Raw genomic sequence first — 13406 nt, forward strand, 5'->3', positions numbered from 1 at the left:
CCTGTCGGCCAACTTCCACCCCGACGCCCTGGACGGCCTCGCGCCCGACGCATCAACCATGATCTCGGACCTCCACGGCTCAGGAACCTACCGCGCACATCTCGTCACCGTCATGACAAAAAGAGCCGTCAATAACGCGTGAGAAACACCCGGCGCATCGTGGAATGAGCATGGTGCGCCGGACCGCAGACCGGCCCACGAGAACAGAGATTTACTGTTCGGGAATAGCTGACAATTAGCGTGAAATCAGCGGATTGTTCGCGAAATACAGCGAACTAACCACGTCTCGGGTGTAGCGGCCGGCCGTCGGGCAAAGCGATATTGGCGACTTGTTCGGCAATCGGATCGTTCGACAGCGGGTGGGCCTGGGCGTCAAAATGCGCGGGGTCGAGCATCTTTTGCCATTCACCGCCCGAATACACCTCGAGTCCGGTAAACCCGGCCTTGTACCCCATCTTGGCGCTGCCCGGCACCCAATAGCCAAGGTAGACGTGGGGAAGCCCGTTTTCCTTTGCGATTTCAATATGATCAAGGATGATATAGGTGCCAAGCGAATCGCGTGGGCGTTCAGGTTTATAGAAGGAATAGACCAAGCTGACCCCGTCATCCAGGACGTCGGTCAGGCAGACGGCGATCAACTCGCCGGTGTCGCAGTCGGTATATTCAACCACCCGTGTGCGGATTGGCGTTTCTTCGACCATGGCCGCAAATTCAAAGGCATCCATATCGGCCATGCCGCCCTCGGCGTGGCGGCTTTCCAGATAGGTGCGAAAAAGCTCGTATTGTTCTTCGGTGGCCCAGGGTGAGGTGGCGCGTCGGTCAAGCCTTTGATTTCGCCGGACTGTTCTTTTTTGGCTTTTCGAGGCGCTGAAATCGGCCACGTTGATCCTGGCTGAAAGGCAGGCGGCACAATCGGCACAGGACGGGCGATAGAGCACGTTTTGCGAACGCCGAAATCCTTGTTTTGACAGCCCGTCATTCAGCCGTTGAGCGCCTTCGCCCTGCAACGCCGTGAACAGCTTGCGTTCCATCCTGCCTTCCAGATAAGGGCAGGGCTGCGGGGCCGTCACATAAAACTGGGGCGCGATGGGAAGTGTGTGGCGCATATTGTCTGTTCTGGTGGCTTTAAAGACAACGATAACAACGATGACCGCAGTCGCCAAGTCTGAATAGCCCGCGCCGAAAAACGGTTGCGTTTTGGGGTCAGAGCGCGGCGCGCCGGTTAACCGCCACTGTGCCCAGCACATGATCGCTAAGACCCTGGGACCGTTTGGTTGTCAGCATCAGAACAATCGAGGCGATCTGAAGCGGGAAAAACCCGCAGGAAACGGTGAAACCAAGCGTGTGCAGAAACGCCATTTGCAGATCAAACCGCTGGCCGGACAGGGTGCGGAACTCAATCGCGGTCAGTTGCATGCCCCAGGTGGCAGAACTCCGGGCGATGGTGATTACGCGGTAAGCAAAACCCACCACCAGCATCAGAAAGGGGAAAAAGAAAATCCCGGTAAAGGCCGTGAACGGCAGGATCAACAGACAGATCACGATAACCGCCAGGGTATCAACCACCCAGGCAATCAGGCGCTTGGTGGGGACATCCGCGTAAAACTCGGGCTGGGTGTCGGGATCGGGTATATGCCAGGACGGGTCGTTCATGATGGGGCCTTGTTTACAGGGATGAGGTGGCCCGGGAAACCCCGGGCCGTGTAGTTCAGGCCTCTTTCGGGGCTTTGCTGCCAGCGGTTTTGGCGCGGTCATCCATGAACTGATCAAACTCGGCCTTGTCGCGGGCGTCGCGCAGGCGCTGCAGGAAGGACTCGAAGTTTTCCTGTTCTTCTTCCAGTCTGCGCAGAGTTTCAGATTTGTAGGCGTCAAAAGCGGCGTTGCCGGTTGGGCGGCTCATGTGCATGTGACGGCGGCGATGGCTGCAAGTCATGCCGTTTGGTTTGGTGAACATTTTATTGCTCCAGATCATATAGGCAAGAAGGCCAAGGCCAAGTGGCCAGACAAAGATGAAGGCCAGAACCATGGCGACGATCCAGGCGCCTTTACCTTTGTCGTCCAGCCAGGCCTCGGCGCGCGAGAGCCACCCCATCAGGCCGGTGGCGGGGGTGGATTGGGCGAGGGTGCTCATGCGGAATGTCCTTTCGGTGGGCGTTTTGGTTAATGTGAATGCTTTTCACATCACCAAGATTGGTCTCCTGCGGCAACCTTGCAAGAGGTTATGTGAATGATGTTTACATTATTTTTATTTATATTGTAAAATCAGCGGCTTGCGCACCGGAAATTTGCAATAAAAGCTGTGGTGAAATCGCAAAAACATGGCGCGGAGAGCCCGCGGCGGCCCAGACCTGATCAAAATCCAGCAGTCGGGGATCGAAAAACGCGCGTGGTGGGATGAGGTGGCCAAGGGGCGCTACGCCGCCAATGGCAAAGCCCGTCTGCGCGCGGATCAATGTGGCGTCGGCCTTGCCAAGACACTCGTGTGCCAGCGCGCTGGCCTGTGCCGCATCCACCTGATTGCCGCCGGCAGTGATGAACAGAATTGCTGCGCCACTCTCGGAGCCGCGAAAGATGATCGATTTGGCGATCTGATCCACCGCGCAGCCGACCAGATCGGCAGCCATTTGTGCGGTGGTGGCCTGACCGACTTCAATCGGCTGGCTGTCGCACCCGGCGTCGATCAAGGCGCTGGTGACGCGTTTCAGGCTTTTTGACATCGTCCCTCGTTGACTTGGCTTGGTCACATGCGAAACTGATTAGCATGACAGATCAAGACACAGAAGCCGATCTTGCGCTTAAAGAGATTCTTGTCTGCGAGCACGCGGTTTGGCGCGCGCTTGTTGAGGGCGACGCTGCGGCGGATAAAAATCTGTTGCTGCCTGACTTTCTGGGGGTCTATCCCACAGGATTTGCCGGGCGCGACGATCACGCGGGTCAGTTGTCTGGCGGCCCCTCTGTGGAACGCTATGCGCTGACCGAGGCCAGACTGCTTGAGGTCGGCAAGGACCATCGGCTGCTGTGTTATCGCGCCGAGTATTTGCGGATCGGTGAAACGCAATCTGAGGCGATGTATGTCAGCTCGCTTTGGCAGCGCACAGGGGCGGGATGGAAGAACCTCTTCAGCCAGGATACGCGTGTCGGGGGCCCCTTGGGTGTTTGAGTTACGTCATTGACGCAGAAAACCCTTTGCCACATCTTCGCGGCTATGGATTTTGAATCGCGCATTACCCGTCTGCCCCAAGCGTTTGAGCCTGAACAGGGGGCCGAAATGCGCACGCTTTTCCCCGGCCTGCCGGGCCCGCTGGCTGATCTGATCGACGGGGCCACCGGGTGCAGCCCCTATCTTAAATCCCTGGCCGAGCAGGAAAGGGACTGGCTAACCGATGCTTTTGCGGCGCCGGAGGCCGCGATTGAGGGTGTTTTCAAAGCGCTGGCCGAAGTGGCGCCGGATGCGCTGGCTGTAGCGTTGCGGCAGGCGAAGCGACGTGTTGCGTTATTGACCGGTCTGGCGGATCTGGCAGGTGTCTGGCCGCTGGAGCAGGTCACCGGCACGCTGACGGATTTCGCCGATCTGTCTGTGCAGTTGGCAATCAGGGCATGCGTTGGGGCGGAAATCCGGCGGGGCAAGCTTCCGGGGATGGCCGACGAAGATGTCGCCACCGCCGGCGGCATGGTAGCGCTGGCTATGGGCAAGATGGGGGCGGGCGAACTGAACTACAGCTCTGACATCGACCTGATCTGTCTGTTCGATGAAACCCGTTATGCACCGGACGACTATCACGAGGCGCGGGCGTCGTTTGTGCGCGCCACGCGTCGGATGGCAGCGATGCTGAGTGACCGTACCGCTGATGGCTACGTATTTCGTACCGATCTGCGGCTTCGGCCTGATCCGTCGGTCACGCCGGTTTGCATGGCGATGGCCGGGGCCGAAGCCTATTATGAAAGTCTGGGCCGCACATGGGAGCGGGCAGCCTATATCAAGGCCCGGCCCTGTGCGGGGGATATCACAGCGGGCGAACGGTTTCTGGAGGTGCTGACTCCGTTTGTCTGGCGCAAGCATCTGGATTTTGCGGCCATAGAGGACGCGCATAACATGCGTCTGCGCATCCGCGAACATAAGGGGTTGGGCGGGGCGCTGGAGCTGCCAGGCCACAACATGAAGCTGGGTCGAGGCGGCATTCGTGAGATCGAATTTTTCACCCAGACCCGGCAGATCATTGCCGGCGGGCGCGACCCCGATCTGCGGGTGCGCGGCACGGTTGAGGGGCTGGCGCGCCTGGCCGAAAAAGGCTGGGTTCAGGACGAGGCGGCGGATCTTCTGATACGGCACTATCGCTTTCACCGCGAGGTCGAACACCGGTTGCAGATGCTGCGCGATGCACAGACCCACAGCCTGCCCACCTCCGACGATGAATTTCAGCGTCTTGCGGCGTTCATGGGGCGCGGTCCGGAGGATCTGAAAACCGAATTACGTGACCGGCTGAATGAGGTGCACGACCTGATCGAGGGTTTCTTCAAACCCGATGAGGCGGCAGATTCCGGGGATGAAACCCGGAATCTGGACAATGAGGTGATCAATCGCTGGCCCAGCTATCCGGCGCTGCGCTCAGCCCGGGCGGTTGAAATATTCCGGCGCCTGCGCCCCGATATATTGTCGCGACTGGCGCGCACGGCACATCCCAATGAGTCACTGTTGGCCTTTGATGGGTTTCTGGCCGGTTTGCCCGCAGGCGTGCAGGTGTTTTCGCTTTTCGAGGCCAATCCGCAATTGATCGACCTGCTGGTTGATATCGTCGGCACGGCGCCCGCGCTGGCAGGGCACTTGTCGCGCAATGCGGGTGTGTTCGATGCGGTTATTGCCGGGGATTTCTTTGCGCCATGGCCGGGACAAGCCGCGCTTGTAACCGAACTTGGCGCTCGTATGGACCGAGAGGATGATTACGAACGCAAACTGGACGCCGCCCGCCGCTGGCGCAAGGAATGGCATTTTCGCATAGGTGTGCATCATCTGCGCGGCTTGATTGATGCCGATTATGCGGGTGTTCAATACGCTGATCTGGCGGGTGCCGTGATCAACGCGGTGTGGCCGGTGGTTGTTGCGCATTTCGCCAAGAAACATGGGCCCCCGCCAGGGCGTGGTGCGGTTGTTTTGGGTATGGGATCGCTTGGCGCGGCGCGGTTGAATGCGGGATCCGATCTGGATCTGATCGTGATTTATGATGCAGATGGCGTTGAAGGCTCGGATGGGCGGCGACCGCTGGCCTCGCGGCTATATTATTCACGGCTGACTCAGGCCATGATCACAGCGATTACGGCGCCCATGGCCGAGGGGCGGCTATACGAAGTTGATATGCGGTTACGTCCCTCGGGCAATCAGGGGCCGGTAGCAACCGGTTGGGCCTCGTTTCAGGATTATCAAAGCAACGATGCCTGGACCTGGGAACATCTGGCGCTGACGCGGGCGCGGGTGATTGCGGGCAATGAAGACCTGGCAAAAGATGTCGAGGCCTTCCGGGTGGACCTGTTGGGCAAAAAAGGTCAACCGGATTCAGTGCTGAAAGAAGTGGGCGAAATGCGTGTCCGGATAGCCAGTGCAAAAACCCCCGATGGTCCATGGGATACCAAACTGGGCCCCGGGCGTTTGCAGGAGATTGAACTGATTGCCCAGGCTGGTGCACTGATGGCGGGCGAGGTTTCGCACGGTGTTGCCGCAGGTCTGGCGGCGGGTGTCGCAATTGGCTGGCTGGATGACGCGGACAGGGCGGCACTGATGCGCGCCTATGGTCTTTGTTGGCAAGTGCTTCAGGTGGCACGGTTGATGGGCGATCAGGCGCTTGATCCTATGCGTATCGGCGAGGGAGGCACCGCGTTTGTTCTGCGCGAAACCGGCCATGAAAACCTGCCTGAACTGCAGGCCAGTCTAGATGCCGCAACCGCCCAAGCCGGGCGTATTATTGACGCGGCATTGAACCGCAAACCCAAAGGGGTGTGACATGAAACGCGATCCGCTGGACACAAAGGGTCTGATCCGCGAGGCCTATCGCATCGACGGGATCGTCATCGGCGAATGCCGGTCGATTTTTCTGGATTGGGCCCTGTCGGTGCCCGAGGGCCAGGATGTGCAAGCGGCAATGGCCGAACTGATCGCTCGGTATCAGCCAGACAATCCCGATCATCCGATGACACAGGTGATGCTGGAGGGTCAGAAAAAGCCCGACGCCCCGCGCCGGCGTGGCGGCTGGCGATCACGGTCGCGCGACAGCTGAGACTCAGGTCCTCAGCGTGATGCATGGTATTTCGGCACTTTCGCAGGTCTGAGAAAACACGTAAGGGAATTGCATGACGCAATCCCCTTACCCCGTTATTCGCATGAGACCCAAGGCGCAGGCCCGCGCCATCCGGCACGGCTATCCTTGGGTTTACGACAATGAACTGGTTACCGACCGGCGCACAAAGAAAATGGAGCCGGGAACCATAGCCGTGCTTGAGGATGGCGAGCGTCAGCCTCTGGGGCTGGTGGCCGTCAATCCGGCCTCGCGCATCATGGCGCGCATGTTAGAACGTGACACTGCGGCGCAGATTGATCAATCTTGGCTTGCTGCCCGTCTGACCCGTGCTTTGTCTTTGCGCGAGCGGCTTTATGATCAGCCTTATTACCGGCTGATCCATGCCGAGGCCGATGGCCTGCCCGGCGTTGTGATCGATCGGTTTGGTGATGTGGCGGTGATTCAGCCCAACGCTGCATGGGCCGAGGTTTTCCTGTCGCAACTGACAGCGGCACTGGTTGAGGTCACGGGCGTCAGCCATGTGCTGAAAAGCGCCAGTGGTCGCGCCCGGGTGCTGGAAGGGCTGGATGACGTAAACGCAGTTCTGGTCGGGAAGGCGCCCGAGGCAGCCCTGCCTGTGCCGATGAATGGCGCCACCTATATGGCGGACCTGTTAGGCGGGCAAAAGACCGGTTTGTTCTACGATCAACGTCCCAACCATGCCTTTGCCGCGCGTCTTTGCAAAAACGCGCGGGTGCTGGATGTGTTTTCGCACGTGGGCGGGTTTTCACTGGCGGCTTTGGCGGCCGGTGCCGACTCCGCGCTGGCGATCGATGGCTCGGCCCCGGCGCTGGATCTGGCGCAGGAGGGGGCTGCAAGGATGGGAATGCAGGATCGTTTTGAAACCCGCAAGGGCGATGCGTTCGACGTGCTGACAGCATTGGCCGAAGAGGGCGCGCAGTTTGATGTGGTGATCTGCGATCCACCCGCCTTTGCGCCGTCGAAAAAGGCGCTTGAGGCAGGTTTGCGTGCCTATGAGCGCGTGGCCCGGCTGGCGGCGCCGTTGGTGGCCGAAGGGGGTTATCTGGGCCTGTGTTCATGTTCACACGCGGTGGACCTGACCCGGTTCCGCAGTGCCTGCACACGTGGCATTGGACGCGCCGGGCGTGAGGGGCAGCTGATCCACACCGGCTCTGCAGGCCCGGATCATCCTCTGCATCCGCAACTGGCCGAATCCGGCTATCTCAAGGCCTTGTTCTATCGGCTATGAAGGCGCTGCTGGACACTTGCGTGATCTATCCCACGGTGATGCGTCAGATGTTGCTGGGGGTGGCCGCCAAAGGTGTTTTTACGCCGCAGTGGTCGTCGAGGATCATCCGGGAATGGCAGCACGCTGCCCAGAAACTGGGCCCTGAGGGCGCAGCACAGGCGCAAGCCGAAGCGGCACTTCTGGCGGCTGACTGGCCCGGTGCTGAGATAACTTACCCCCCGTCACTTGAGGCGCGTTTGTGGTTGCCCGACCCGGCAGATGTGCATGTGCTTGCTGCAGCAATTGCAGGCTCGTCTGACATGATCATCACGCTGAATGCCCGGGACTTTCCCCGCAACATTCTGGCCGAAGAGGGATTAAGCCGCTCAGATCCCGACAGTTTTCTGTATGGCATCTGGCAGGCGAAACCCGATCTGGTTGCGCATGTGGGAGCAGAGGTGCTGGCGGACGCCAACCGCCTGTCCGGCAAAACCTGGGAGATGCGCGCGTTGCTGAAAAAGGCGCGTATGCCCCGACTGGGCAAGGCGCTGGCAGAATAAAATGGTTCAGGGCAGGTGACAGCCCCGAACCCCTATCACTTTATTTGAGGATCGACAGCAGGTTGGCATAGTCGTCTGTCCAGACCTTTTCACCGTCGCCGGTAATCTCTTTCCACCGTGGGTCGTTTGCCAGATCCCCCAGAGCCTCGGTTGAGCGGCTGAGCGTGACGACGATTGACGCGGTATCACCCGGGTCAACTTCGCTATTGCCGTAATACCGTTGCATGCGTGCCTGCAGGCCCAGAGCCTCGGCGCTGCGGGCCAGTGGCCTGTCGATATCGTAGTAGCGGTTGGAAATGTGGAAGACCAGTACGCCATCGGGTGCCAGGCGATCCATGTAAAGCTTGATCGCTTCAAGTGTTGTCAGGTGAACCGGAACAGAATCCGAGCTGTAGGCGTCGATAACCAATACGTCGTATTTCGTATCCTTTTGCCCTGCCAGAACAACCCTTGCATCGCCCAGATGCGTGGGGGAGTCCCCGGCGCAGGCCGACATGAAACGGAAGAATTTTGGATTGCGTGCGATGTCGTCGACCATGCGGTCGATTTCGTAGAACTGCCAGTCCTGTCCGGGCTGTTTGTAACAGGCTAGAGAGCCGACACCCAGACCGACGATACCTACCGATTGTGCCCTCATCCCACGTTCAGAGGTAAGAACCTGCGCCATCGGGCTGTTGCGGTGGTAATAGTAAAGCGGCTCGGGGCGTTCTGCGGTATCATCGGCAATGCGTTGTGCGCCATGGGTGGTATTGCCGTTTCCGTATAGTCTGAGGGTGCCGGCCTCATACACTTTATGAGAGCCGAAAAAGCTGCGATCGCGCAAAAGGCTTTTCTGCGGCACCATCATGGTTCCGGCTAGTACCAGAACCAGCATGGCAGCATAGTAAGAAGCGGTGTTGTTTCGCAAATAGGCAGCAGCCGTGATGCCGGTTGCAAAGAGACAGGTCAGAACTGTCGAAAACTCGGATAACCCAAGGTTTTTTGCGGCGAAATAGGCAACAAGTGCTGCGAACCCACCGATCACAGCGCCTCGGACAAGCGCCTGCGGTATCGATATGCCGCCCTGTCTGAGATTCATGAGCATCAGAAAGGCCAGAATGACCGTAGTACCGCCCTCGTAAAGGCCCGAGAACAGCACTGGTCCGACGATTGAATTGAACAGCCCGCCCAAAGCCCCACCAATCGACATTGTCAGGTAAAACGCTGTCAGATGCGTCGCATCGGGACGTGCCTGATAAAGTCTGTGGTGCGCGTAAAGGGCGACGATGAAGAATCCGATGATCAGATTACCCACCGAAAACCAGCTAAGGCTGACCCCGGTGAACCCTGCAAAAATCAGCATCAAAGAGGCAAGCGCCAAGCGGGTGCTCCATTTGAAAACTGTCTCGCCCAAAAGGCGTCTGTTATTGAAGGTCATCACAAAGGTGAGAAGGTAGAGTGCCAGGGGGATGACCCAGACCAGTGGAATTGCGCCGACATCAAGACTGATCTTCGACGTGACCGACAGCATCAGAGAGGAGGGAATGAATGCCAGAAACGCCCAGGTGAACACCTGTTCAAAGGTAAGCTTTGAGGTTGGTGCCTGCGTTTTTTCCTGAAGCGCTGCACTGCCGCGCGCTGACAGGCCGCTCATCAACAAAAAGGCCCCGAGCGCTGCAAAGCCTACCGCCCAGCCAAAGCCAATTTTTGACGCCCCGAAAAGTGGCTCGGCCACCAAGGGAAATCCCAGAAGCGCCACCAGCGACCCCAGGTTGCTGGCACCATAAAGAAAATAGGGGTCCGAAGCCGACGGGCCACCACTGCGCCCATACCAGAACTGAATCAGCGGAGCATTGGCAGAAAGGGCAAAAAACGGCAGACCGACGCCGACGCCGAACAACATCAGCGTTTGCCAGGCAATCGGGCCGTCAGGATCAAATTGCCACCCGCCCGGCACGGCAAGCGGCAGGAAAAAAAGCGCCAGCGCCCAGACCGCAAGATGTACGATAAGCTGAATATTGACAGGCACATGGCGTGTCAGCAGATGGGCATAAAGATACCCGCCGATAAGGACTGTCTGGAAGAACAGCATGGCGGTTGTCCAGATCGCAGGCGACCCACCGATTTGTGGCAGAACAATCTTGGTAAACAGCGGTTGAACAAAAAACAGCAGAGAGGCGCTGAGGAAAATTGTTGCGATGAAAATTACCGGTAATATCACTCCGGCGCGGTGCGGCGCCGAGGACTGAGAAAGCTGCATAATCTGTCTCCAAGAACTAAATAGTCTTCGAATAGGAAACAAAACAATCAGGAGAAAATGAGGCGCAATCTGTGCCAGTTTACGGCAACTCGCGCAGATACCAATGTGTGAACTGTGTTGGAACGGGCCGGAGTTTACTGCCAGCGCGCTTCAAGTTTTTCAATCGCGTCAATGCGCTCGGCGGTTTTGGGATGGCTCAGCAACCATGCAGGCGCGGCACCACCATTCGATTGGGTCAACTTTTCCAGCTTTGAAAACAAGGACTTCTGCGGTGAAGTGCCGATTCCGGCCTTGATCAGCAGGGCGGCGGCGTATTCATCGGCCTCGTATTCATCACCGCGCGACAGGCGGGCGGCCAAAAGCGTGGTCAGCATATTCGCGATCCAGACACCCGCGCCCGGCAGGAAGCGGCCCAGCACCATGGCCAGCGCGGTGCGCAGTGCGTTCTGGCCGGAAAAATCAATCATCCGGCGGCGGGTATGGCCCAGGGCGACGTGGCCCAATTCATGCGCTATGACGCTTGCCAGCTCTTCTGCGGTGACATCGCCCTCTTGAAATTTCTTGTAAAATCCGCGGGTTATGAAGATGCGCCCATCGGGCGCGGCCAGACCGTTGACGGGATCAATCTCATAGATATTCACCCGCACGCGCGGGATATCGAGGGCAAAGGCCAGCCTGTCGGTGATCTTTTTCAGTTTGGGATCAGCCAGTTCGGTGGACTTGGCGTCCAGCTCTTGCGCCGTGCGCCAGACCGAAAACCGGTACATGACATAGGCGTAAAGCACGGCCAGCAGGATGGGGGTAAAGCGGATCATCTGTCATATATGGGGCAGGGCCGGGGCCGGGGCAAGCCGCATCAAAACGTACGGATCGTACGAACTGTACGCGGATTTCGTACGCCCCGGTCGCGGTTTAGGGAAACGGACGTACGTTTCCTACGTTTCGGGGGCTTTTGGAGGTGGAAAGTAGGTCGGGGTGGCAAGCCGGGTAGATGTTCGGGAATGTGGAATACAGCAATTGGGACCGCGATGGCGATCACTGACAGCTGAGAAGGGTAGTATGACCGCAATGCGGACAAAGCGGTCCTTGAACATCTCGCCAAACAGCATCGATAAGTCTATCGTAACCCGCAAACACTCAGGAAAAAATTTGTGAGACCAGACACCCAGTACACTCTAAGCGAAGATATTAGTATCGCTTACCAGGTTTTCGGCGATGGCGAGGAGGACCTCGTCTTTGTTCCAGGGTGGGTCTCTAACATCGATCTTTTCTGGGATGAGCCGGTCGTTGCACGTTTCCTTACTGAGCTCTCGAGCTTTTGTTGCGTCATACTGTTCGACAAGCGCGGAACAGGTTTGTCGGACCGGGGAGATGGCGCCGCGACGCTTGAGGAACGTATGGATGACGTAAGAGCTGTCATGGACGCAGTAGACTCAGAGAGCGCCACCATTTTCGGGTATTCTGAAGGGGGGCCGATGAGCGTGTTGTTCGCCGCCACTTATCCGGAACGTACCAGTGCTCTCGTGCTGGCGGGAAGTTACGCGAGCCGTCGAGCGCATGACGACTACAAGGAAGGGCTCTCAGAGGTTGATATTGCCCTTTTGGTCGAGAAAGTACGTGCTTCATGGGGCACCTCGCTAGACATAGAGCAGCGCATTCCGAGCCTTTCGGATAATCCGAGATTCCGAAACTGGTGGGCCCGATTTCTGAGAGGCGGTGCCTCTCCATCGGCGGCCCTGGCGCTTCTGCGAATGAACCTTCAGATTGATGTGAGGCCAATTCTCACTTCAGTGCAGGCTCCGAGCCTAATCTTGCACGCTACTCGCGATCAGATCGTCAGCTGTTCGAGCGGGCGATATCTGGCCAAGAGTATCCCAAACGCCAAGATGGTCGAGATAGATGCTGACGATCATGTTCCCTTTACCGAAACCTCCGAACGTGTGTTAGCAGAGATCAGGCAGTTTCTAACTGGACAGGCAAGAAGCCAGATCGAGGAACGCGTTCTCGGAACGATCATGTTCACCGACATAGTGGGTTCGACCAAGATCGCCGATGAGATCGGCGACAGAGCCTGGAATGACACTCTCGCGGCCCATCATGACGAGGTTAGAAATCAACTGGAGATATTTGGTGGTCGCGAGATCAAGACCACTGGCGATGGGTTTCTGGCGATGTTCGATGGCCCGGCGCGTGCGATCCGTTGCGGACACTCTATCCATTCCGCGATTGAGGCGGTCGGCCTGAAAGTCCGCATTGGTCTGCACACCGGGGAGTGTACCATTTCTGATGGTGACGTATCAGGAATAGCCGTTCACATCGCAGCACGTATCGGGGGGATGGCCGATGCAGGCCAGGTTCTTGTTTCGCAAACCGTGCGCGATTTGGTGGCCGGGTCCGGCATTATTTTCGACAATCTTGGCGCGCATAAATTGCGGGGTATTGAAGGGCAGTGGTCGATTTGTTCGGCGCGGTTAAAGTAGGTCTGCTTTGGGCTTATTTTGTTGAAAAACTCTTCCTTGATCGAAGTCTGAACTGCTGATTCAATTCCTGTAATCGAGGGGGAGGACCGGCGATGATGGGACCAAGACAGGAAGCGCAACCGGCGCTGTTCTACGAGTTCTCGCTTGAGGATCATGTCCCACAGGATCACCTGCTGCGCTCCATCGACCGGTTCGTCGATCTTGGCGGCATCCGCACGCATCTTGCGGAGTTCTACAGCCACACGGGCCGCCCCTCCGTCGATCCCGAACTGCTGATCCGCATGCTGTTGGTCGGCTATTGCTTCGGCATCCGGTCCGAGCGACGGCTCTGCGAAGAGGTGCATCTGAACCTCGCGTATCGCTGGTTTTGCCGCCTTGATCTGAACGACCGCATCCCCGATCACTCGACGTTTTCAAAAAACCGACATGGGCGTTTCCGCGACAGCGAACTGCTGCGCCATCTGTTCGAGGGGACCGTCGCGCGCTGCATCGCGGAAGGTCTGGTCAGCGGTCAGCGCATGGCGATTGATGCAAGCCTGATCGAAGCAGATGCCAACAAACAGAACTCGACGCCGAAGGAGGACTGGGACGTCTCGCAGATTGATCCAGCCG

Annotated in this window: 13 protein-coding genes and 1 pseudogene; 8 read left to right on the forward strand and 6 right to left on the reverse strand. The window is 58.1% G+C overall.

Annotation, left to right across the window (positions count from 1 at the left end):
* Positions 1 to 142 (forward strand): annotated as a pseudogene (locus PEL8287_RS20400) (FAD binding domain-containing protein); the annotation flags it as partial.
* A gap of 133 nt (positions 143 to 275) precedes the next feature.
* Here PEL8287_RS20400 and PEL8287_RS19300 read toward each other — a convergent pair.
* The 4 genes from PEL8287_RS19300 to PEL8287_RS19315 all read right to left on the reverse strand — a co-directional run bounded on the left by PEL8287_RS19300 (position 276) and on the right by PEL8287_RS19315 (position 2717).
* On the reverse strand, positions 276 to 1106 hold the full coding sequence (locus PEL8287_RS19300; protein WP_085894094.1) for an arginyltransferase: 831 nt from the start codon (positions 1104 to 1106) through the stop codon (positions 276 to 278).
* Between the two features lie 97 nt (positions 1107 to 1203).
* Entirely contained in the window at positions 1204 to 1653 is a 450-nt protein-coding gene (locus tag PEL8287_RS19305) for an RDD family protein (RefSeq protein WP_085894083.1), read from the reverse strand.
* A gap of 55 nt (positions 1654 to 1708) precedes the next feature.
* Positions 1709 to 2131 (reverse strand): DUF2852 domain-containing protein, encoded by a 423-nt coding sequence (locus tag PEL8287_RS19310; RefSeq protein WP_085894084.1) that lies wholly within the window; start codon positions 2129 to 2131, stop codon positions 1709 to 1711.
* 118 nt (positions 2132 to 2249) lie between these two features.
* Positions 2250 to 2717 (reverse strand): YbaK/EbsC family protein, encoded by a 468-nt coding sequence (locus PEL8287_RS19315; protein WP_085894085.1) that lies wholly within the window; start codon positions 2715 to 2717, stop codon positions 2250 to 2252.
* Between the two features lie 44 nt (positions 2718 to 2761).
* On the opposite strand from PEL8287_RS19315, the gene PEL8287_RS19320 reads away from it, so the two are divergent.
* From PEL8287_RS19320 to PEL8287_RS19340, 5 genes are all read left to right on the forward strand, one after another.
* The gene (locus PEL8287_RS19320) at positions 2762 to 3160 is read left to right on the forward strand and encodes a nuclear transport factor 2 family protein (protein WP_085894086.1); all 399 of its coding nucleotides are present in this window, start codon (positions 2762 to 2764) and stop codon (positions 3158 to 3160) included.
* A gap of 45 nt (positions 3161 to 3205) precedes the next feature.
* Entirely contained in the window at positions 3206 to 5992 is a 2787-nt protein-coding gene (gene glnE / locus PEL8287_RS19325; RefSeq protein ID WP_085894087.1) for a bifunctional [glutamate--ammonia ligase]-adenylyl-L-tyrosine phosphorylase/[glutamate--ammonia-ligase] adenylyltransferase, read from the forward strand.
* Between the two features lies 1 nt (position 5993).
* Positions 5994 to 6266 carry a hypothetical protein gene (locus PEL8287_RS19330; RefSeq protein ID WP_085894088.1) on the forward strand — a complete coding sequence of 91 codons (273 nt, stop codon included), beginning with the start codon at positions 5994 to 5996 and terminating at the stop codon, positions 6264 to 6266.
* A gap of 73 nt (positions 6267 to 6339) precedes the next feature.
* Positions 6340 to 7536, forward strand: a complete 1197-nt coding sequence (locus PEL8287_RS19335; protein ID WP_085894089.1) for an RSP_2647 family RNA methyltransferase — start codon at positions 6340 to 6342, stop codon at positions 7534 to 7536.
* Positions 7533 to 8075: an RSP_2648 family PIN domain-containing protein gene (locus PEL8287_RS19340; protein ID WP_085894090.1), complete on the forward strand. Its 543-nt coding sequence runs from the start codon at positions 7533 to 7535 to the stop codon at positions 8073 to 8075. Before PEL8287_RS19335 ends, PEL8287_RS19340 begins: the two co-directional genes overlap by 4 nt.
* A 40-nt stretch (positions 8076 to 8115) precedes the next feature.
* Here the strand turns inward: PEL8287_RS19340 and PEL8287_RS19345 are convergent, their stop codons facing one another.
* Both PEL8287_RS19345 and PEL8287_RS19350 read right to left on the reverse strand, forming a co-directional pair.
* A complete protein-coding gene (locus PEL8287_RS19345) occupies positions 8116 to 10314 on the reverse strand; it encodes a fused MFS/spermidine synthase (RefSeq protein ID WP_085894091.1) in 2199 nt (732 codons plus the stop codon).
* Positions 10315 to 10448: 134 nt separating this feature from the next.
* Positions 10449 to 11129: a M48 family metallopeptidase gene (locus PEL8287_RS19350; RefSeq protein ID WP_085894092.1), complete on the reverse strand. Its 681-nt coding sequence runs from the start codon at positions 11127 to 11129 to the stop codon at positions 10449 to 10451.
* Between the two features lie 336 nt (positions 11130 to 11465).
* Between PEL8287_RS19350 and PEL8287_RS19355 the strand changes: the two genes are divergently transcribed.
* A complete protein-coding gene (locus tag PEL8287_RS19355; RefSeq protein WP_085894093.1) occupies positions 11466 to 12794 on the forward strand; it encodes an adenylate/guanylate cyclase domain-containing protein in 1329 nt (442 codons plus the stop codon).
* Positions 12795 to 12886: 92 nt separating this feature from the next.
* On the forward strand, positions 12887 to 13406 hold a 520-nt coding region (locus PEL8287_RS19360), incomplete at its 3' end, for a transposase (RefSeq protein WP_139837835.1).

Origin of the sequence: Roseovarius litorisediminis (assembly GCF_900172295.1) — a bacterium.
GTDB classification, from domain to species: domain Bacteria; phylum Pseudomonadota; class Alphaproteobacteria; order Rhodobacterales; family Rhodobacteraceae; genus Roseovarius; species Roseovarius litorisediminis.